Raw genomic sequence first — 21,507 nt, forward strand, 5'->3', positions numbered from 1 at the left:
AGTGCTAGCCTCCAACCACAAACGCATCCTGCGAAACACCGGCATGCTCTATATACGCATGCTGCTGGTAATGGCCGTCACGCTGTATACCTCCAGGGTAGTTCTGGCCGTGCTGGGCGTGGAAGACTTCGGTATTTACCATGTAGTTGCCGGCTTTGTCGCTTTGCTCGGTTTTATGCAAGGGGCAATGACCGCCGCCACACAGCGTTACTTTGCCTTTGACCTAGGGGAGTCTGGCGGAAAAGATCTTAACCGCATATTCAATACCAGCATTATAATACACATCCTGCTGGCACTTTTAATTGCAATCACAGCAGAAACTGCAGGCTACTGGTTTGTCGTAACACAGTTGACTATTCCATCGGGTCGAATGGATTCTGCGCTCTGGGCATATCATCTGGCGATTGCCAGTTTTGCCATCAGCGTAATCACTGTACCCTTTACCGCCCTATTGATGGCCCACGAGCGGATGGGAATTTTTTCCATCATAGGCATGCTCGATGTACTGCTGAAATTGGTTGCCGTCATCGCACTACAGCACTTAAGCAGTGATAAACTCGTTACCTATGCTGGCTTACTACTACTGGTCAGCCTGATTACCCTGGCAATGTACACAATATCAAATAAACGGCTATTCCCCCATATTAAATCGCACTGGGAATGGCACTCAAAGCAATTCCGTACAATGCTCGGATATAGTGCATGGAATACCTGGGGTAACTTGGCTTCCGCGCTATCAACCCAAGGCTCCAATGTACTGCTCAACATCTTCTTCGGCCCCGCAGTTAATGCCGGGAGAAGCATATCACTTCAGGCAAATGGCGCACTGAATAACTTTATTGTCAACGTGCAAGCTGCTATCAACCCTCAAATAATCAAGCTTTACGCTAGCGGTGAAAAAGCTGCAATGCACAGGCTTTTATTCCAAGCCTCCAAATATAATTTTTTCATCCTATTTACGCTTGCACTTCCAGTCTTACTGAACACACAAACCCTGCTTGATACTTGGCTGGTCAACGTACCGCCCTACACAGCGATTTTTCTTCAATTGACAATAATCGCCTCGCTGATCGAAGCCTTTTCTGGCCCGCTGATGACATCTGCGCAGGCAACAGGCCATATTCGTGCCTATCAAACAATCATTGGCGGCATGCTGCTCTTAACACTACCCATCACCTATATTCTTTTAATTAAATGGTCAAAACCAGAAATGGCCATTTACGCTATTATAGGCATAGGCTTAGCTGCATTCATTGCAAGATTAATAATCCTTAAATTCCTAATTAGCCTAGATATCAAAGCCTATGCATCTAGCGTTCTCGCGCGCTCATTAATTACAGCTGCAGCAGTCACCGCCATCAACCTGGCACTGAATATGCCAGTCGCAGACAGCTTTCTCCAGTTATGCATCAACACAGTGACAAGCTGCAGCCTAGCCGTGTTAGGTATATTCACGCTCGGACTTAACAATGAAGAGCGGAGAGCAGCGTCACTACTAGCAATAAAACTGAAAAATAAAATCTTCACAGGGCAGCGTTAAAATGTACTGGGTTTTGCAAAAAATCAAAGGAGCAATATTTAACAGGACGGCTACAGGCGAAACATTATCAATGATGCACAGCCTTTACCTGCATCTAAGGTACTCCTTTAGCGACAGAGCGCCGGGACAAGATAAAGAAAAACTAAGGTACTATCTGGTAAAGCATTGCCACATCATAGAAAAAGGACTCGCCCTGCCTACACCACGCCCTGGCTTCGGGCAACCAAAGATCATAGACCTTATAGAAAAAGCCAGAAAGTATGAGCATCTGCACGGCCAGGACAACGCCACGGTCATGCTACGTGACATGCTACGCTCATACATTAGCTTTCATGAACATAATGCGCACACATTGCCAGATGGATTTGCAGCTTTAATCGTAGGATTTACCTCAGAAGCAACTCCCGCCCAGAGCGGAGGTCTAAAACGCTTACAAAAAAATCATTGGAAGAATTACTCATTAGAGAAATTCAATGATTTTGTCATGCACAGACACAGCATTAGAGATTTTTGTAGCACGCCGGTAGACGACAGCCAAATACACAAGGTAATCAACACAAGCCTACACACGCCCTCTGTCTGCAACAGACAAGGGTGGCAAGTTCACTACTACAATGAAAAATCAAAAATCAAACAGCTTCTAAGCTATCAAAACGGCAATGCTGGATTCACAGAAAGCATCGACAAGCTACTTATAGTTACAGGCAACACCAAGGCCTTTACCCGATACGAACACAACCAGCTATTTGTAGATGGCGGTTTATTTTCAATGAATATCATGTTCGCACTTCATGCCGAAGGCCTCGGCTCGTGCCCATTAAATACCTGCATGCCTTTTCACAAGGAAATAAAGCTAAAAAAAGCTGCAGAAATACCAAACCATGAAAAGTTAATCATGATGATCGCAGTTGGAAATCTAAAAGAGAATTTCTCAGTAGCTCAATCAAAAAAATATCAACGTGATCAAATCTTGAGAACTCATTAAGATTATGAAAATCGCCATCATGACCCAGCCGTTGGGTAAAAATTACGGCGGCATCATGCAGGCTTGGGCACTGCAACAAGTGCTGAAGCGTATGGGGCACGAAGTGGTCACCATCGACCGCCAGCGTGACCAACCCAGCATGCCCTACAAATCAGCACGCTTAATCTTCCGTACTGGCATGAACATAATTGGGAAACGTAAGGCCCCAATCAACTTTGAAAAGCACCTGCCAACCTTACTGCAGCACACTACAAGTTTTATCGATCAATACATCACTATGTCCGAGCCGCTGTACAGCACCCAGCAGCTTAGAGAACATTTTGACCGAGAAAACTACGACGCAGTGATAGTCGGCAGCGATCAGACTTGGCGGCCGAAATACTCACCGAATATCTACAACTTCTTTTTGGATTTTCTGGAAGACAAAGAGATTTTGCGTATCGCCTACGCCTCGTCTTTTGGCGTGGATGAGTGGGAATATACGGAAGAGCAAACTCAGCGCTGTGCTGAACTCGCAAAAAAATTCAATGCAATCAGTGTACGTGAAGACTCTGGAGTACATCTGTGTAAGAAATATTTAGGGGTAGATGCGTCTCATGTACTGGACCCTACTCTACTATTGGATAAAGAAACGTATGAAAAACTGCTGGATCAAACTCAGTCAAACACAGAGCCAGCTGGCCTATATCGCTACTTGTTAGATCCTAGCCCGGAAAGTGAATACATATTAAATACTTACTCGCAACATTTATCTGCGCAGGCATTTAGCACCCAAGCCGAGCAGGACTTTTACCGTTGGTCAACCAATGACCTATCAAAATACGTCATGCCCTCCCCCAAAAGTTGGATTGAAGGTTTCCAGAGAGCGACGGCCGTGGCCACCGACTCATTTCATGGAAGCGCGTTCTCCATAATCTTTAAAAAACCTTTCATTACTATCGTTAACAAAGAGCGAGGAGCTAGTAGATTTAGCTCGCTTTTAGGCGCGCTCAATCTCACAGATAGACTTTTATCCCCTTACGACGAAATAAAGGATCTAAATACCATAGACTGGCCGGCAACTGAAAAAAGAATCGATACTCAAACTGCATATTCAATAGATTTCCTTAGAAACTCTATCGAGCACAACAACCATAACAGCATCAAAGTAAGCATAATAGTACCGGTTTATAATACGGAACAGTATATTGAAAAATGCCTTACAAGCATCACACAACAAACGCATAAAAATATTGAAATAATTATAGTTAACGACGGATCAACCGACAACTCAGAAAAGATCATACATGCTTGTATAAAAAATGATGCAAGAGCCATTTACATATCGCAACCAAATCAAGGAGTATCAGCTGCCAGAAATACTGGATTAGCAGAAGCCACAGGCGAGTACATACTATTTTGCGACTCAGACGACTACTACCCCCGCAATGCGGTTGAAAAACTTGTAAGGAAGGCAGTGTCTGAGGCCGCAGGCATAGTCATCGGAAACTTCTTTAAGAAAACCAAGCTCGGAAGAAAGCTAATAAAGGTAGTAGCACAAGAAAGCCCTCAGTCTTTTATAGAAAGCATAGTTACAGGCATAAACCATGGCGGCCCTTGTACCAAAATGTTCACCAAAGAAATTTTGGAAGGCATTACTTTTAAGCACGGTATAAAATTCAGGGAGGACGTATTATTCTTAATTGACGTCCTGCTAAAAAAGCCGCACCTCGCTTATGTAGAAGATGCAATATATATATATGTAAAACGCAAAGGCTCTGCAGCCAACACTATAGATGTGCAAGCCCTAGAAAGCTCTGATCTAGTAAGTCATCTCTTGAAGAAAACCTTAGAAGACATAATATCAGATAGGGCCATGAAGAGAATGCTAGCCATTGATGCATATTCAATAATAGTGAATTCATCCGGCACTTTGTCAAAGCAGCAACTTAGCACATATGTCCGCGCAACAAAAAAAACAAATTGGCCTATTTTCAAAAAAATAGCTTTATTACTTGCCAACAGCAAAGCATATAGGCTAATACAAATTTACAAGAACATTAAACGCAGACTCGACAACTTGATCTCATACTAATCTTAGTTTAAATGGCCAAACCTAGTTGCGTAATCTAAGGATCACCTGAAATGTTTTTGGCAATAAATAAAAGAAAGCTAGCCTCATCACTTAGAATCTTACTAATCACCTTAGTGATTTTTGAGTCATCTCAACTATTAAGCCTTTACGCAGGCTTTAGTAAAGAACTGGCGGGCTTTTCATTTTCCGCCTTTTTTTCTGCGACATTCGCCGGTAGCATCTATCTGATATTAACAAACAAAAGACATAATGAAAATTTGGCTTTCTATTATCCGGCTCTTATATTTTTTGTGGTTTTCATTGTCTCAATGATTTCTGCGGCATTCCTCTTTCCGAAGCCTGTCACTGACTGGCTACCATCTCTCTATGCCTTTTTGCCAATTTTCTCCTTCTACTTTTTATATTTAATAAAAGCAACTGCAGAAGATTTAGCAAAAGCCCTTATAACCACTACCATACTAGTAACTCTATTATTGTGTTTAGATAGCCTTTCACGCATAGAGCTACTTGATCAATATGCAAGGCTGTCAATTTTTGACAAATACAACAGAAGGATTGTACTTCTGAAAAACGAGGTTATTCTAGGTATCGTCATTCTGGCATCAGTAGTGATTTCAAAAAACCTCCGCCCCTCTAAAACTATTTTATGCCTTGCCACTCTGCTCTTCTGTCTCTTCGTACAAGTCAAAACCATGGAATCTCGCTTAGGACTTGTAGCATTCATTATTTCCTTCATCACAATTTTCTTCTTTAATAGAACCAACAAAAAAGCAGCTGCACTTCTTTTCTTGGCTGGTGCCATGTTGTTACTCTTGCTACCTAGCTGGCTTCTGCAAAACAGCGAGATAATTAAAAGTGCAGTCAATTTACAAGATGGCGGCAACATAAAAATACGCATTGAAACAGTTTTATTCTTGAAAGAGATATTTTACGAAAGCTACGGCCTCGGAGTGGGCATGATGTCGCCTACAGGCAATACAAACAACATCTTACACTCTAACCAATATATTAATTTTTACGATGGCGGCGTATTTGCCACGATTGCACAATTTGGAGCTCTTGGCATATACATATGGTATAGAGTTAACTTCCACGGCATCAAAACGCTAAACAACGCTGCAAAAATTACAAACGCAGAAAACAGGTATATACCAATTGCTATAATTGCATTCATTTTGGGTCTTACTATCAGCCCTCTCCCATTAAACCTGTACTTACAGCCATGGTCTGCTTTTGTAGGCGGCATCGTCATCTATTTCATATGGCGCCTAGCGAAAGAATCCAATATCAAAAATTATTTAAACTAAATTAAGCACAAAATGAAAATATTGCTACTCTCCAATATGTATCCATCTGACTCGCATGTTTTTTATGGCATTTTCGTTAAAAACTTTTTTAACGCAATGACTGAGGAAGGCGCAGACATCACCAAGACAGTGATCGCAGGCAGAGGCATTGGACTATTCAACAAGTGTTATAAATACACTAGGTACTTCCTCGAGTCATTTCGCGCAATACTAAAAAACGATTACGATATTATATATGTTCACAGCTCAGGCTTAGCATTGCTACCCGCGACAATCCTTAGGAAGCTTATTAAAAAGCCACTCGTGGTAAATATTCATGGCGGGGATATAATGGACCGCTCACCACTGAACGATATAGTATTTAAATTAAACTCGAGCACTATAGTAAAATCTAGCCTAGTCGTAATACCATCTCATAACTTCCGGAATACCGTTTTAGCAAAAATTAAATTAAGTAAAACAAGAATTTTTATATCACCCTCGGGCGGTATAGATAGGAGCATATTCAAGCCCATAGAAAACAAAAAAAGATACGATCGAACGCTTCATATTGGCTACATTTCGCGTATAGATCCTGATAAAGGCTGGGATACATTTATTTCCGCCCTCAACCTGCTTCGCAACAATTCGCCATCACTCGACGTAAAGGCCACTATTGTTGGCAAAGGAAGCGAACTAGAAGCAATGCGCAGCATGATTGAAAGCTTAAAGTTAAATAACATAATCCACATTGAACAACTAAATCAAAATCAGCTGCCCTCCATATATACAAATTTTGATCTTTTTATTTTCCCCTCTCGGAGGCAAAGTGAATCATTGGGCCTGGTTGGACTGGAGGCAATGTCATGTGGCATTCCAGTTATAGCCTCGAAGATTGGAGGCATTCAAGATTATATCGAGCACGGTGCAAACGGCTTTTCCTTCGAGCCAGGCAACCATGAAGAGCTTGCAAAAATTATTATGGGCTATTCATCTCTGCCCTCTACATCAAGAGAGGCTCTCCGTCTTGGCGCAATAGCCACAGCCGAAAAATATGACTCTAAAAAAGTTTCGAATTCACTTTTTAATCGCCTAAAGTCTATAGTAAATGAAAATGCAACTGCAAAATATTAAACTAGCAATTTACTATGTCGCGATATCTAAACTACCGAACTCACAGTTTATTTCTATATTTAATAGACTTAGATGTTTCTATCTGGAACGCGTACTAAAAATACTTGAACCAGACCCACGCAACAAAATACAAAGGAATGTCTATATCTCTAACGGCAAAAACGTAACCATCGGCCGCTGTTGCCAAATAAATGAATCTGTCTTTATTCAGGGCGCCACAATAGGTAGCTTTGTAATGATCGCCCCCCACGTTTCAATAATTAGCTCCTCACACATAACTGAAAGCTGCGACATCCCTATGATTTTACAAGGATCAGTTACCAACAATTTTTCAATTATTGAAGATGACGTTTGGATTGGCCGAAACGCCATTATAATGCCAGGCGTGCGCATTGGAAAAGGCAGTATCATTGGTGCTGGATCTGTCGTTACAAAAGATGTGCCCAGTTATACAGTTGTTGGGGGTGTGCCCGCGAAAGAAATCAGAAAGCGAAAGCCCTGACAGCTAAATATATATAAATTTTGTTATTCTTTAAAATAGCACTTCTGATTTTAGCAAAACCTAGAACACCTGCCATAAGACATTTAATAACAACTATTTACAATCATTACAGCATCTTCCCAAACAACTTCCTAAAATACCTCTTTCTGATTTTATAAGAGTAAATACCAATGGTCTGGCTGTTACTCACAGGCCTCTGCGCCACAACCCTCTAGGGAAACTCTGAAAAAGCCCGGCTTTTACGAAACGACAGACCTGTAAGTCGCGTAGTTGCTGGACTGCATTTTTCGTCGTAGGGCTTTTTCAGACCATCCCTAGCGTTCTACAACCGTTATCAAGCCGAGCTGGATCATGCGAAGAATTGAAGTCATGGGCTGCCCCATGGATGTAGCAAGCATGGGCGAAACCGTCGAAAGCATCCGCCAGGCGGTGCTTGCTGAACGCTTTACCCAGCATGTGGTGGTGAACGTCGCCAAGCTGGTGCACATGCGTGACGACGCTCAACTTCGTGAGTCGGTCGAGTCCTGCGACATCATCAATATCGACGGCATGGGTGTGGTGGTCGGGGCACGTTTCCTCGGCCATGAGGTGCCCGAGCGTGTTGCCGGCGTGGATCTGTTCCACAAGCTCCTGGCCATGAGCGCACGCGAAGGCTTGCCGGTGTATCTGCTCGGTGCGCAGGACGAGGTGGTTGCCGCCACGGCACGCAAGGTTGACGCGCTTTATCCGGGACTGCGAATAGCCGGCTATCACCATGGCTACTTCTGGGATGACGAAGCGGCCATGGTGGAGAAGATCCGCGCTTCCGGCGCCAAACTGCTGTTTGTGGCGATTACTTCGCCTAAGAAGGAAAACTTCATCAACCGCTGGCGCGACCAGTTGGGCGTGACCTTTGTTATGGGCGTGGGCGGCACCTTCGACGTGGTCGCCGGCAAGGTTAATCGTGCGCCGCTTTGGATGCAGCAGTACGGCCTTGAATGGCTGTACCGCGTAATGCAGGAGCCGGGGCGCATGTGGAAGCGTTACCTGACCACCAATAGCCAGTTCGCCTGGTTGTTGATCAAAGAGAAGGCCAAGCAGCTGTTCGGGCGCTGAGTAAGCCTGCTGTTGGTCTGTGCCGCGTTATACGCCAGCTTTTTGTGAGTGCTCTGGCGCGGCGTGTAGTTTGTTTTTGTTGGAGGCCGGTGTGCGCTATCTGTTGTTTGTTGTGTGTTGCGCCGCATTGGCTTATGGGCTGTTCCGGCCGGAGTCGCCGCCGCAGCTGTTTGAGGATTTCGACAAGTGGCTGCATGTGCTGGCCTTTGGTGGTTTTAGCCTGAGCGCCCGCGTGGCGTTTATGCGTGCACCGGGTTGGCTGCTGTGGGGCCTGTTGCTTTTGGCGGCACCGCTGTCTGAGTGGTTGCAACATGAGTGGCAGCCACACCGGCAGTTTAGCCAGGGCGATATTTTGGCGAACGTGCTGGGTGTTTGCCTGGCGGCGCTGGGCTGGTGGCTGGCCTGCTTGGTGTGGCGGTGGTTGCGCGGGCTGCGCCGGGTGGATACTCCATCGGTGCCGTAGGCTTGCCGCGGCTTAACAGGCCGTTGAAAAACTACCTGCGTTGGTAATACGGCGTTGAAAATGGCCTCAGAATGCTCATTTACAACACGTAAGCTGCGCTTTTTCGGCCGTTTTCGCCTTGTCTTGCCTGCCTCGCCTACGTTATTCAACGGCCTGTTAACCGCTAACTTTCCCGGTACAGGCTCAAGCCTGAGATGCGCAAGGTTTCCCCTACCCAGGCATGTGTCGATGCGCCCAGTCAGACTTATTTCCTTGATTACCACGCTTTCGCTGCTGGTTGGTTGCGCATTGGCGTTGCCCCCTGGCGTGCCACCCGTGGACTTTGCCTCCGGTACGGTGATGGTGCATACGCGCAGCGGCATCACGCACCGGCTTGCGGTCGAGATCGCCGAGAGTGATATGCAGCGCGAGCGCGGTCTGATGTATCGCACCTCGCTACCCGATGAGCGCGGCATGCTGTTTGTTTATCCCGCCGCGCAGTGGGGCGGCTTCTGGATGTTCAATACGAAGATCCCGCTGAGCGTTGCCTATGCCGATGCGGATGGGGTGATTGTGCAGATCACTGATATGTCGCCTTGCCTCAGCCAAGAGGCCAGGGGCTGTCCGCAGGATGACTATCGGGCGGTTGCGCCGTTCCAGTATGGCCTGGAGGCTAACCAGGGCTATTTTGCGGCGCGGGGTATTGGCGTTGGTGACCGCATCGAGTATCAGCGCGAATCGCCTTGATGGCGGGTGGTATTCGCTTGGGTGGGGCTGTCGCTGCCCCTTCTCCCTAACCCTCTCCCCAAGGGGCGAGGGGACTCGGGGTGAGGCTTATGCTGTAGGAGCCGGCCATGCCCGCGAAACGCAGTTAGAACGTCAAGCGGTGGCTAGGCCGAGCGGCTTTTGCGTTTGCGCACGTGGCTATGACTGCCTGCCAGTACGGCGATTGCGCATACCACCACCAGGGTGGCGGCGTTGGCCGGGATTTGCAGGTTGAAGTCGGTGCTGGAGTGGATCAGCAGGGCGATGATGCCCATGGCCGCGCCCAGGCCAACGCCGCTGCGGTAAACCGATTCACGCTTCCACATGGTGCTTAGGGCGTGCCACAGGGCCAGCAGGATAAAGGCGGCCAGGGGCAAGGTGCCGAGCAGGCCGTACTCGATAGGAAATTGCAGGTAGTCGCTGTGTGTGTGGTCGAAGTGCAGGCGGATATCTTCACCGGGGTATTTGGGGAATACCGCCTCGAAACTGCCGGCGCCCTGGCCCACCAGTGGGCGGTCTAACAGCAGTGGGATGGCGTAGACGAATACGTCGTCGCGTACTTCGTTGGCTTGCTGCACCACTTCGCCGTCGACCACTACATCGTGCAGGCGGGTGTTGAGCAGGCGGTCCTTGAGTTGTTCCAGGCCGAAGTACTGGCTGATCACCAGCACGTCGATGAGGATCAGGCTGGCGAGGATCAGGCTGTTGCGCAGGCGGTTTTCTTTCTCAATGAGTACGAACAGGCCGCCGACCAGCAGCAGGCTGGCGAAGAAGGCGGTATTGCCCATGCGTGAGTGGGTCATTACCAGGGCGATTACCATAACTACCAGGGCCAGGCGCAAACGCGCCTTGGGGCCCATCAGCAGTTCCAGCAGGTTGACCCAGCTAAACGGCCGGCTGTCACGCAGGGCCATTAGCAGGCCGATGCCGCAGGCCAGGGTCATTTCCAGGTAGCCGGCCAGGTGGTTACGGTTGACGAAGGTGCCAGTAGCGTCGCCGATATAGGCTGTTTTCGGGCCTACCAGCAGCCACTCCAGGCCGGACAGTGTGCTGAAGGCTCCCCAGAAGGCTTGTAGGGTGCCGCTGATTACCAGGGTGGCGAGCAGTAGAGTCAGGCGTTCGCGGCTGTGAAACAGGCTAATCACCAGTAAAAAGAGAAGGCTATAGGCCAGGCCAAGCAGCAGGTAGTTAAACGTTGCGCCATTGTCCTGGCTTAGCCCCGTTAGCCATTGCACGGCGACCCAGGCTTGGGCAAGCAGTAGCAGGCCCAGTAGGGGCAAGGCTTTTTGCAGCGGTTTGTGGTCACGAGGTTCATGGCGATTGCGCCATTGCAGCACTGCCCAACCGCAAGCCAGGCTGCCTACCAGCAGCAGCAATATTCCATAAGCCCAGTCGCGATTGCTGCCCAGCGGCAGGGGGAGCCAGATCAGGGTGAACAGGGTGGCGGCGACTAGTGAGCGTTCGAGAGGGTTACTGGCGTGAGGCATGTTCGGCAGGAGTCCGGCTGACGGCTGGACGCCGAGTGTAGTTAGGCGGGTCGGCCTTGGCAAAGGCTATGTCCCCATCCAGGGTGGAACAGGGGCAATGGCTGGAGTAACTGTCGATTGCTTGCGATTTTCGAACATGAACCACACATGCGTAGCGTGTGCGGCGGTGATGCAGGGCACGCCGCGTGTGCGGCGTACCCTGTAAGGGGGGCTTTAGCTTGGGCTGGCGTTGTTGCGTGGCGGCTCGGCGGGAGCCGAGTTGCTGCCTCCCCCGCCACTGGCTTGGGGAACTGAGGAGGTGTTGTTATTCATGCCACCACCACTGGTGGCCTGGATTGTTTGCGTTGTTTGGGCCAGTACCGCATTGAGTTGCGCAGCATTGGTTGGGTTGATTGCGCTAAGTGTGGTCGATGCTGCCATTTGCGAGATGGCCTGAGTGACCTGCACGGCTGCATTGGGGTTGGCTGCCACAACTGCAGGGGATTGGGCGGCTTGCAAGGCATTCTGGGCCGCCTGGATGGCCGCCGCTGGAGCTACCCCATACACGGCTGGATTGGCTGCCAGTTGCACGATGGCCTGGGCTAGGCCGGCCACACCTGCTGGGCTAGCGCTTTGGGCTGCTGGGCTGATGCTGATACGTGCGGCAGTGGTCATGGTGCTCATTGCTGCCTGTGGGTTGGCCTGTGCGACTGCCGGCTGCCGGACTACGCCTAATGCCGCGTTGGCGTCCGCGACAGCGGCCTGCGGATTGACGGCAAGCATGCTTTCCGCTGCGGCAGCAACACGTTGAGCCAGCACGCCAGCAGTTTGAGGATTACCGGCCGACAAGGTATTGATGGCTTGGGTGATCGCCTGTTGGTTACCGCTCATGACGGCGGCTCGCAGAGCCGGCGGCAGGGCTGCTTGCGTCTGTGCGACGCTGCCGGGTTGGGGTGATTGTTGGGCGAAGGTTTGCATGCTACCCAGGCTCAGCAGCAGGCCTAGGGTGCCAAGGGTGAGTGCTGCGCGATTTTTGCGTAATCCGTTCATCATACGTTTCCGATTGTTGTTGGCAGATGTCTGGCCCCTGCTGTTTTCCAGGGTAGACGGATGGTGCGATGTAAATGTGCTGTTGTGCAAGTCTTGCGATGCGTGAGACGCCTGCCTCCTGCATGGTTACTGTGTATCAAGCGATGCGCAGGCTGCGCCAGTGCGCTGAGCGGCAATACTGCGTTCGTATTTCGGCATTTCTGCCGCGATTGGTGGTTGGTTGCTCGGTTGCCTTGATTTGGTATTTGTTTAAGTACGGCTCAGCCCTTGCCCTTGGTGCGCGTCAGGTGGGGGCCGCCGTTCTTCTCGATGTACTGGATGATCATCCCGGCAACATCCTTGCCGGTGGTGGTTTCGATGCCTTCCAAGCCTGGCGATGAGTTCACCTCCATCACCAGTGGGCCGTGGTTGGAGCGCAGGATATCCACCCCGGCCACCGACAATCCCATGACCTTGGCCGCACGGATGGCCGTCATGCGTTCTTCCGGAGTGATCTTGATCAGGCTGGCGCTGCCGCCACGGTGCAGGTTGGAGCGGAATTCGCCGGGCTTGGCCTGACGCTTCATCGCTGCAATCACCTTGTCGCCCACCACGAAGCAGCGGATGTCCGCGCCGCCGGCTTCCTTGATGTATTCCTGCACCATGATGTCCTGCTTGAGGCCCATAAAGGCTTCGATCACCGACTCGGCGGCAGTGGCGGTTTCGCACAGCACCACGCCGATGCCCTGGGTGCCTTCCAGCACCTTGATCACCAGCGGTGCGCCGTTGACCATCTGGATCAGGTCGGCAATGTCATCCGGCGAGTGGGCAAAACCGGTGACTGGCAGGCCGACACCTCGGCGCGACAGCAGTTGCAGCGAGCGTAGCTTGTCCCGCGAGCGGGCGATGGCCACCGATTCGTTGAGTGGGAACACGCCCATCATTTCGAACTGACGCAGTACGGCGCAGCCGTAGAAAGTCACCGAGGCGCCAATGCGCGGGATCACTGCATCGAAGCCTTCCAGCGGCTTGCCCCGGTAATGAATCTGCGGCTTGTGGCTGGCGATGTTCATGTAGGCGCGCAGGGTGTCGATCACCACCATCTCGTGGCCGCGCAACTGTCCGGCTTCAACCAGGCGGCGGGTGGAATACAGGCGCGGGTTGCGCGACAGCACGGCGATCTTCATTGGGCACCAGAAGGGTCAGCAAGGGTGGGTTTGTTCTGTACGTAGCTCAGGGCTGGGTTGACCAGCAGCTGCCCGGCAATCAGCGCCTTGGAGCCGAGCAGCACGCGGTAGCGCATGGTCTTGCGACAGGTCAGGGTGAATTCCACCGGCCATTCACGTTCGCCCAGGCTCAGGAGGGTGCGGATCACGTAGCGTGACTGGCTCTGGCCGTTGGAGCTTTTGATGGTTTTCAGCGACACCAGCTGTGCTTCGCAGCGATGCCGGCGTTGTACCAGGGTGCCGAGGTGCGCGGTAAAGCGCACCCAGGGTTCGCCATCACGGTCGAACGGCTGAATGTCGCTGGCGTGCAGGCTGGAGGTACTGGCACCGGTGTCGATCTTTGCCCGCAGGCCGACCATGCCCAGTTCAGGCAGGTTGATCCATTCACGCAGGCCGATTACGCCAAGTTGGTCAAAAGTATTCACGGGCTGATCCAGGGTATTTGCGGGCATTCTAGTTGGCACGTGTGACAACTGCATCAGGCAAAATGTGCGCCTGCACAGTGTGATCAGCGAGGGCTGGATGAGCGAGAAACAAGACGACAAGGTGCGCCTGGATAAATGGCTATGGGCCGCGCGCTTCTATAAAACCCGTGCCCTGGCCAAGGCCGCCATCGAAGGCGGCAAGGTGCATCACCGCGGCGAGCGCTGCAAACCGGGCAAGGAGCCCAAGGTGGGTGACGTCTATGTAATCCGCACCGGCTTTGAGGAACGCAGTGTGGTGGTGCAGGCGTTGTCCGTGGTGCGGCGTGGCGCGCCAGAGGCACAGGCGTTGTATGCCGAAACCGCCGAGAGCATCGTGCGCCGCGAGCAGGCCGCCGCCCAGCGCAAGGCCGGCGCATTGGGGCTGCAGACCGAGGGTCGGCCAAGCAAGAAGCAGCGCCGGCAGATTCACGATTTCAACGAGCGACAGGATGGCGGCCTGCGCCATCCCTGGGCTGACGAAGAGGACTAGCGCCCGCTGATCACACTCAGGCGGCCCAGCAGGGGCAGCTTGGCCAGGCTTTGCAGCAGTGGCTGGGTGACATACTCCAGCCACTCGCTGGCTTTGTAGGCAAACGGCGTAAAGCAGCCCCAGGCCAGCGCCAGCAGGGCGAGGAATACACCGCCAACCAGGGCATCCGAGCCCCAGTGTGCGCCGGCTACCAGGCGCGGCAGCATAAAGATCACGGCCATCGTCCAAACCAGCAACAAACGCCAGTTGCGCGCAAAGAAGCTCATAAACATCGCCCAGATCAACAGCACCGAGGCGTGATCGCCGGGGAAGCTGCGGGTAGCGCTGTCCTTCATGTCCCAGCGTTCTTCCCAGGCTGGGAACAGCTCAGTCAGCCGCGCGGCGCCTTCCACCACCAGCGATGCGCTTGGGCGCTGCCAGCCCATCAGCTTGACCAGCTCGGAAAAGCCGACGCGAAACAGCAGCATCACGAACAGCGCGGCAAGAAAGGCGTAGAGCGCTTTACGTACCTGAGCGGCGCTAAACACCAGGTTGGCCTTGAGCATCACCGCCAGCATCAGCACGCCAACCCCCATGTCTACCGGGCGCATGCTGCCGATGGCCCAGGCCTTTGCCCACAGGCCGGCGCCGTGCACGGGCTCGTTGAGCAGGGCAAACAGCTGCAGATCGAACTGGTCCCACAACGCGCGGCTCGGTGCCCACAGCCAGCTGGCGAGCAGCAGCAGGGCGACGACATGGCAGGCAAGCAGCGGGCGCAGGCGCAATTGGTCGTTAATAAAGGAGGGGCTCATGCAGTGGCATCCTTGTCATCTGTAAGGGATTAAAGCGGCGGGCATGCTAGGGATTCAGTCCATTGATTGCAAAGATTCGCGCGGCCTTTTGGCTGCAACTGTGACCCGGGTTGGTATCGATAGCTTCTGCCCGCAGGGCTGATAGATAAGAGGCGCTTGGTCGGTTGGGCGTTTGCGCCTAAAATCGCGGGCCGAAACACATTCAGTGAAATTGGCATGTCTGATTTTTCCCAACGCTTCTTGTTCGATGACAGCGATATTCGCGGCGAGCTGGTCGGCCTGACCGACAGTTACGGCCACGTGCTGGCCAAACATGACTACCCGCAGCCGGTCGCCCAGTTGCTCGGTGAACTGCTGGCGGCCGCCTCGCTGCTGATCGGCACCCTGAAATTCGATGGCCTGCTGATCCTCCAGGCGCGTTCCTCCGGTGCGGTGCCGCTGCTGATGGTCGAATGCTCCAGCGACGGCGAGTTGCGTGGCATTGCCCGCTACCATGCCGAGCAGATTGCTGCCGATGCCAACCTGCGCGAGCTGATGCCCGATGGCGTACTGGCCATGACCGTCGACCCGAAAGCCGGGCAGCGTTACCAGGGCATCGTTGATCTGGAAGGCGACACCCTGGCCGATTGCCTGACCAATTACTTCGCCACCTCCGAGCAGTTGCCTACGCGCTTCTGGCTCAACGCCGATGGCCAGCGTGCGCGCGGCCTGCTGCTGCAGCAGTTGCCGGCCGACCGTCTGAAGGAAGCTGATGAGCGTGAAGCCAGCTGGCAGCACGCCATGGCTCTGGCCGACACCTTGAAGGCCGAGGAACTGCTCGGGCTGGATAACGAAACCCTGCTGCACCGCCTGTATCACCAGGAAGCGCTGCGCCTGTTCGACCCACGCGCCCTGCAATTTCGTTGCAGCTGTTCGCGTGAACGCTCCAGCCGCGCGCTGATCAGCCTCGGTCAGGCCGATGCCGAGGCGCTGGTGCAGGAGCATGGCGGCAGCGTGGAAATCGACTGCCAGTTCTGCAACGAGCGCTACCTGTTCGATGCCGCCGATGTGCTGCAACTGTTTATCGACGGCAGTACCGATGCGCCGTCAGACACGCGCCACTAGGGCGCGCGGCTCTAAAACGAGGCGCGGAGAACTGATCAGAGGCTGCACCCGCAGCTAAATTTTTCTGGCATAATCCGCGCACTTTTTCGCTGTAGTAGTGCTCCACTTTCTACTACAAAACGTTCGGAAGACTCGGCCACGTGGCCGACGGGGACCCACATGACGCAAGCCAACAACGCCGTGTACACCGACATCAGCGCCGCCCAACTGGTCGAAGAAGCCCTTCGTCGCGGTGAAGGCGAGCTGGCCGCCAATGGCTCGCTGGTCGTACGTACAGGCCATCGCACGGGTCGTTCTCCGGCTGACCGCTTCATCGTGCAAGAGCCGAGCACCGAGGCGAAAATCGCCTGGGGCGCAATCAACCGTCCGTTCCCGGCTGACAAGTTCGACGCCCTGTGGGACCGCGTGCAGGCGTTCTCCGATGCCCAGGACAGCTTCGTTTCCTACGTTCATGTAGGTTCTGCCGACGCGCACTACCTGCCGGTCAAGATGACTACCGCCACCGCCTGGCAGAACCTGTTCGGCCGTTGCCTGTTCATCAACCCGGAGCAGTACAACCCGGCTGGCAAAGACGAGTGGCAGATCCTCAACGTTGCCAACTTCGAGTGCGTACCTGAGCGTGACGGCACCAACTCCGATGGCTGCGTGATCCTCAACTTCGCCGCCAAGAAAGTCCTGATCGCCGGCATGCGTTACGCCGGTGAAATGAAAAAAGCCATGTTCAGCGTGCAGAACTTCCTGCTGCCGGACGCCGACGTGCTGCCGATGCACTGCGCCGCCAACATTGGTGAAGAAGGCGACGTGACCCTGTTCTTCGGTCTGTCCGGCACCGGCAAGACCACCCTGTCCGCTGACCCAAGCCGCTACCTGATCGGCGACGACGAGCACGGCTGGGGTGTGGGCGTGGTGTTCAACATCGAAGGCGGTTGCTATGCCAAGTGCATCGACCTGTCCGAGAAGAACGAGCCGGTGATCTGGAAAGCCATCCAGTTCGGCGCCGTACTGGAAAACGTCGTCCTCGACGAAAACCGCGTACCGAACTACGCCGACGACAGCCTGACCCAGAACAGCCGTGCGGCCTATCCGCTGGAGCTGGTCGAGAAGCGCAGCGAGAAGAACCTCGGCGGCGAGCCGAACGCGGTGATCTTCCTGACCTGCGACCTGACTGGCGTACTGCCGCCGGTGTCGATCCTCAACGAAGAGCAAGCGGCTTATCACTTCCTCTCCGGTTACACCGCGCTGGTCGGTTCCACCGAAATGGGCAGCGGCGGCGGCATCAAGTCGACCTTCTCCACCTGCTTCGGCGCACCGTTCTTCCCGCGTCCGGCAGGCGAGTACGCTGAGCTGCTGATCAAGCGTATCCGTGGTTTCAACTCCAAAGTCTATCTGGTCAATACCGGCTGGACTGGCGGTGGCTACGGCGTGGGCAAGCGCTTCAACATCCCGACCACCCGTGGCGTGATCGCAGCGATCCAGAGCGGCGCGCTGATCGGTGCTGAAACCGAGCTGCTGCCGATCATCAACCTGAGCGTGCCGAAGTCGGTGCCGGGCGTTGAAACCAACCTGCTCAACCCGCGCAACACCTGGGAAGACAAGAACGCCTACGACGAAGCGGCGAAAGGCCTGGCTGGTCTGTTCATCGACAACTTCAAGAAGTTCGATGTGTCCGACGCCATCCGCAACGCCGGCCCGCAACTCTAAGTTGTAAGCGCCGTACTGAAAAAACCGCCGAGATCGGCGGTTTTTTTATGCATGGGAAATTGCAGCGATAGCCTGTGCGAGGCGCTTTAGCGGCGAGCTTTTAAGAAGTTGTCGCGGCTAAAGCTCCTCCCACGCTGCTTTGCATGTGCGATAAAAAACGGAAAAGCCGCCCGGAGGCGGCTTTGGGTGCGTATCTGCTAACAGATCAGGCACATTTTCGAGTGTTGCGCGTTGCATTGTTGCTCAGGTGGCCGCTCTGCACGGCCTGGCTGTTGCTATGTGGCTGTCTCGGGCCACAGCGCTAACGGGGTTGGCAACTCAGGCGATTTCCGGGGCCGTTGTCTGCAACTGTCGACTTCAGCATGACTGGCTACTGCCAGGTAGGTGTCGATATGTCGCGGGTGAGCACTGGCGCTTTCGAGTTGTATGGCGGCGTTAGGTCTATGGTTTGGCATAACTCACGGCGAACCTGAGTTGTCCCGCCAGACTGCGCATCGGCCTGTTGCTGCGTCAGCTACTCCGGTTCTTCCGGGGTCTATGCGGCGCGGCCATCGGGCCTGGGTGGTGAGCGATCTAGTGGAAAACCGGCAAGCTGCCGCTGAAACCAGATACCTGCATACTCATCTCCTCTTTCACTTGCATGGTTTGAATGTACGCCAGAGTGGCCGATGCTGTTAGTTGGATTGGCAATAGCGGCGCGGCCTGTAGGAATCAATCATTGTTTGCCGCCCGTGCGGTCAATGGAGTGACAGCCATGAGTACCCTGGAACGTGTATTTGGCTTCAAGCAATTGCGCCCCGGTCAGGAGCGCGTGGTGACGGCTGTACTCGCTGGCCGTTCGGCGGCGGCGATTTTCCCCACCGGGTCGGGCAAGTCCCTGTGCTACCAGCTGCCGGCGCTGCATCTGCCGCACCTGACCCTGGTGGTCTCGCCCTTGCTGGCGCTGATGCAGGACCAGCTGGCGTTTCTGCATGGTCGTGGCATCAGCGCCGCCAGTATCGATTCGGCACAAAGCCGCGAGGAGGCCAGCGCGGTAATGGCGCGGGCGAAATCCGGCGAGCTGAAGATTCTGATGATCTCGGTCGAACGGCTGAAAAACGAGCGCTTTCGCAACTTTATCGCCCAGGTGCCGATCTCTCTGCTGGTGATCGACGAGGCGCACTGTATTTCCGAGTGGGGGCACAACTTCCGCCCGGATTACCTCAAGCTGCCGGACTACCAGCGCCAGTTCGGCATCCCGCAGGTGCTGTTGCTCACCGCCACGGCCACGCCGCCTGTGATTGCCGATATGCAGCAGAAGTTCGCCATCGCCGCCGAGGATGTGGTCACTACCGGGTTCTACCGCGCCAACCTCAACCTGCTGGTCGAGCCCGTCAGCGGCACCGACAAGCAGCGCCGCCTGGAGCAGTGGTTGGGCGCCAAGGCCGGGCAGCCGAGCATCGTTTACGTGACCCAGCAGAAAACCGCCGAGCAAGTGGCTGCGCACCTGAGCCAGCGCGGAATTGCCGCCAGCGCCTACCACGCCAGCATGGCCTCTGATGCGCGGGAGGCGATTCAACGGCAGTTTATGGCCGGACAGATCAACTGCATCGTTGCCACTATCGCCTTCGGCATGGGCATCGACAAGGCGGATATCCGCAATGTGCTGCACTTCGACCTGCCGAAATCCATCGAGAATTACAGCCAGGAAATCGGCCGTGCCGGCCGCGATGGCCAGCCCTCCGACTGCTTGGTGCTGGCCAATCGCGACAGCCTCAACGTGCTGGAAAACTTCGTGTATGGCGATACGCCGGAGCTGGACGGCATCCGTTGTGTGCTCGACGAACTGCTGAATAGCAGCCAGAACGGCGAATGGGAGCTGATGCTTAACCAGCTCTCCGAGCAGAGCAATATTCGTCAGCTGCCGTTGAAGACCCTGCTGGTGCAATTGGAGTTGCGCGGGATCATCGCCCCGCGTTACGCCTATTTCGCCGAATATCGCTTCAAATACTTGCTGGAACCCGAAGCCCTGCTGGAGCAGTTCGAGGGCGAGCGGCGGCAGTTTGTCGAGGCGCTGGTCGCGACCTCGCAACGCGCACGCACCTGGTGCACGGTGGATTTCGACCAGCTCTATCAGCAGCACCAGGCCGAGCGTGGCCGGGTGATCAAGGCCCTGGATTATTTCCAGGAAAAGGGCTGGGTCGAGCTGGAAAGCAAGCAGATGACCGAGGTTTACGCGCTACTTGAGCCAGGCTTTGACCCGGCAGCCTTGAGCGTTGAACTGCACCGCTATTTCAGCCAGCAGGAAGCCAGCGAGATCAGCCGGATTCACGCCATGCTCGCGCTGTTTGCCAGCGAGCAGTGCCTGAGCCAACGCTTGGCTGCCTATTTCGGTGACGCCAACGCGCCGCAGCAGTGTGGGCATTGTTCGGTATGCCGTGGGCAGGTGGCCCGGCTGCCCGAGCCGCCAGCGCTGCCGCCGCTGGCGGAGCTGGATAGGCAAGCGCTCTGTGACGGCTTCGTGCGCAAGTATCAGGAGTTCAAGGGCATTGCGCCGAGCAGCGAATGCCTGACGCGCTACCTCTGCGGCATCAGCGTGCCGCTGTTCACCAAGCTCAAGGCGCGTCAGTTCAGCGGCTTTGCCGCGTTGGAGGCTTACCCTTATGCGGCAGTGCGCGAGTGGCTAGGCACGTCGGCAGAGTAGGTGAACGGCTGACTCAGGGGCAGATCATCCGCCCGCCGCCGGTGCATTGATCTTCGTCGTCCACCGCTGCGCTCTGCATGCGCACCGTGGCTTCGGAGGTGACGATAAAGCCGGCGCGGCTGCGGCAGACGTCCGCATAGTTGGCACTGGTATTACGCGAAACATCGCGGAAGCTGGCTGGAGGCTTGTTGTTGTTATTGCGGTCGACAAACCTTGAGGTGGCGCTGAGCAGCCGGTCAACCATCGGAACGATCAGCCTCATGCAGTACTGCACGCGAATTTTTAGCAGGTTGGCGTCCTGGATCGACACCGGGTTCTGCTGCATCGGGCGATACATCAGGTTGTCGTTGGGGATCGCGTCATAGGCGTTGCCGTCACCGAGCGGGTCATCCTGTTCTATCGCCCAGGCCCCGAAAGCTGCGCTGTCAGGACTGACACGGGTGATCAGCAGGAAGTTGTCGATTTCCTCGGCCGTATGATCCAGGCGCTGCTCTTCATCCTGAATCTGGGAAAACATCGGGTACATGCCACGCACCAGGCCACGGCGCATGTCGGCGTACTGGGCGTTATTCATCGCACCGATACGCGCCGCCTGAAAGGTGGCGTAGTTCAGGCCGGTTTTGGTCGAGTAAATGAAGGCCGCCTGCACCGCACCGAAGATCAGCAGGATCAGCACAGGGATGATGATCAGAAACTCGGTCATTGCCTGTGCGTCTTGGCGGCGGTTCAT

General features: G+C 53.9%; 18 protein-coding genes and 1 pseudogene. 13 read left to right on the forward strand and 6 right to left on the reverse strand.

Features of this window, described 5'->3' with window-relative positions; translation table 11 throughout:
• Window position 1 precedes the first annotated feature (1 nt).
• The 9 genes and pseudogenes from ACSQ17_RS12075 to ACSQ17_RS12115 all read left to right on the forward strand — a co-directional run bounded on the left by ACSQ17_RS12075 (window position 2) and on the right by ACSQ17_RS12115 (window position 9,805).
• Entirely contained in the window at window positions 2–1,540 is a 1,539-nt protein-coding gene (locus ACSQ17_RS12075; protein WP_436068813.1) for a lipopolysaccharide biosynthesis protein, read from the forward strand.
• 1 nt (window position 1,541) lies between these two features.
• Window positions 1,542–2,525 carry a nitroreductase family protein gene (locus tag ACSQ17_RS12080; protein WP_436068815.1) on the forward strand — a complete coding sequence of 328 codons (984 nt, stop codon included), beginning with the start codon at window positions 1,542–1,544 and terminating at the stop codon, window positions 2,523–2,525.
• A 4-nt stretch (window positions 2,526–2,529) separates the two neighbouring features.
• Window positions 2,530–4,599 (forward strand): glycosyltransferase, encoded by a 2,070-nt coding sequence (locus ACSQ17_RS12085; protein ID WP_436068817.1) that lies wholly within the window; start codon window positions 2,530–2,532, stop codon window positions 4,597–4,599.
• A gap of 50 nt (window positions 4,600–4,649) precedes the next feature.
• On the forward strand, window positions 4,650–5,906 hold the full coding sequence (locus tag ACSQ17_RS12090) for a hypothetical protein (RefSeq protein WP_436068819.1): 1,257 nt from the start codon (window positions 4,650–4,652) through the stop codon (window positions 5,904–5,906).
• Window positions 5,907–5,918: 12 nt separating this feature from the next.
• Window positions 5,919–7,019 carry a glycosyltransferase gene (locus ACSQ17_RS12095; protein WP_436068821.1) on the forward strand — a complete coding sequence of 367 codons (1,101 nt, stop codon included), beginning with the start codon at window positions 5,919–5,921 and terminating at the stop codon, window positions 7,017–7,019.
• Window positions 7,020–7,356: 337 nt separating this feature from the next.
• Window positions 7,357–7,512: pseudogene (locus ACSQ17_RS12100) on the forward strand (DapH/DapD/GlmU-related protein); the annotation flags it as partial.
• Between the two features lie 360 nt (window positions 7,513–7,872).
• On the forward strand, window positions 7,873–8,616 hold the full coding sequence (locus ACSQ17_RS12105) for a WecB/TagA/CpsF family glycosyltransferase (RefSeq protein ID WP_436068823.1): 744 nt from the start codon (window positions 7,873–7,875) through the stop codon (window positions 8,614–8,616).
• Between the two features lie 91 nt (window positions 8,617–8,707).
• Complete coding sequence (locus tag ACSQ17_RS12110; protein WP_436068825.1) at window positions 8,708–9,079, forward strand: hypothetical protein; 372 nt, start codon at window positions 8,708–8,710, stop codon at window positions 9,077–9,079.
• A 315-nt stretch (window positions 9,080–9,394) separates the two neighbouring features.
• A complete protein-coding gene (locus ACSQ17_RS12115; protein WP_436068827.1) occupies window positions 9,395–9,805 on the forward strand; it encodes a DUF192 domain-containing protein in 411 nt (136 codons plus the stop codon).
• Window positions 9,806–9,948: 143 nt separating this feature from the next.
• On the opposite strand, the gene ACSQ17_RS12120 is transcribed toward ACSQ17_RS12115, so the two are convergent.
• The 4 genes from ACSQ17_RS12120 to ACSQ17_RS12135 form a co-directional block, all read right to left on the reverse strand.
• Window positions 9,949–11,310 (reverse strand): O-antigen ligase family protein, encoded by a 1,362-nt coding sequence (locus tag ACSQ17_RS12120; RefSeq protein WP_436068829.1) that lies wholly within the window; start codon window positions 11,308–11,310, stop codon window positions 9,949–9,951.
• Between the two features lie 213 nt (window positions 11,311–11,523).
• A complete protein-coding gene (locus tag ACSQ17_RS12125) occupies window positions 11,524–12,339 on the reverse strand; it encodes a hypothetical protein (RefSeq protein ID WP_436068831.1) in 816 nt (271 codons plus the stop codon).
• 260 nt (window positions 12,340–12,599) lie between these two features.
• Window positions 12,600–13,505 carry a 30S ribosomal protein S6--L-glutamate ligase gene (rimK, locus tag ACSQ17_RS12130; protein ID WP_108489616.1) on the reverse strand — a complete coding sequence of 302 codons (906 nt, stop codon included), beginning with the start codon at window positions 13,503–13,505 and terminating at the stop codon, window positions 12,600–12,602.
• Window positions 13,502–13,936, reverse strand: coding sequence for an ATP-dependent zinc protease family protein (locus ACSQ17_RS12135; RefSeq protein WP_436070467.1), 435 nt, complete (start codon window positions 13,934–13,936; stop codon window positions 13,502–13,504). Before ACSQ17_RS12135 ends, rimK begins: the two co-directional genes overlap by 4 nt.
• Before the next feature lie 130 nt (window positions 13,937–14,066).
• Between ACSQ17_RS12135 and ACSQ17_RS12140 the strand changes: the two genes are divergently transcribed.
• Entirely contained in the window at window positions 14,067–14,498 is a 432-nt protein-coding gene (locus tag ACSQ17_RS12140) for an RNA-binding S4 domain-containing protein (RefSeq protein WP_233683285.1), read from the forward strand.
• On the opposite strand, the gene ACSQ17_RS12145 is transcribed toward ACSQ17_RS12140, so the two are convergent.
• On the reverse strand, window positions 14,495–15,289 hold the full coding sequence (locus tag ACSQ17_RS12145) for a phosphatase PAP2 family protein (RefSeq protein WP_436068834.1): 795 nt from the start codon (window positions 15,287–15,289) through the stop codon (window positions 14,495–14,497). The genes ACSQ17_RS12140 and ACSQ17_RS12145 overlap by 4 nt on opposite strands.
• A 216-nt stretch (window positions 15,290–15,505) precedes the next feature.
• Between ACSQ17_RS12145 and hslO the strand changes: the two genes are divergently transcribed.
• From hslO to ACSQ17_RS12160, 3 genes are all read left to right on the forward strand, one after another.
• The gene (hslO, locus tag ACSQ17_RS12150; RefSeq protein WP_233683287.1) at window positions 15,506–16,393 is read left to right on the forward strand and encodes an Hsp33 family molecular chaperone HslO; all 888 of its coding nucleotides are present in this window, start codon (window positions 15,506–15,508) and stop codon (window positions 16,391–16,393) included.
• Between the two features lie 159 nt (window positions 16,394–16,552).
• A complete protein-coding gene (locus ACSQ17_RS12155) occupies window positions 16,553–18,094 on the forward strand; it encodes a phosphoenolpyruvate carboxykinase (protein WP_233683288.1) in 1,542 nt (513 codons plus the stop codon).
• A 754-nt stretch (window positions 18,095–18,848) separates the two neighbouring features.
• Window positions 18,849–20,777 (forward strand): RecQ family ATP-dependent DNA helicase, encoded by a 1,929-nt coding sequence (locus ACSQ17_RS12160; RefSeq protein WP_436068837.1) that lies wholly within the window; start codon window positions 18,849–18,851, stop codon window positions 20,775–20,777.
• 13 nt (window positions 20,778–20,790) lie between these two features.
• Here ACSQ17_RS12160 and ACSQ17_RS12165 read toward each other — a convergent pair whose 3' ends face one another.
• Complete coding sequence (locus ACSQ17_RS12165) at window positions 20,791–21,507, reverse strand: TadE/TadG family type IV pilus assembly protein (protein WP_436068839.1); 717 nt, start codon at window positions 21,505–21,507, stop codon at window positions 20,791–20,793.

The organism is Pseudomonas sp. LjRoot71 (genome assembly GCF_964253255.1).
GTDB lineage: Bacteria > Pseudomonadota > Gammaproteobacteria > Pseudomonadales > Pseudomonadaceae > Aquipseudomonas.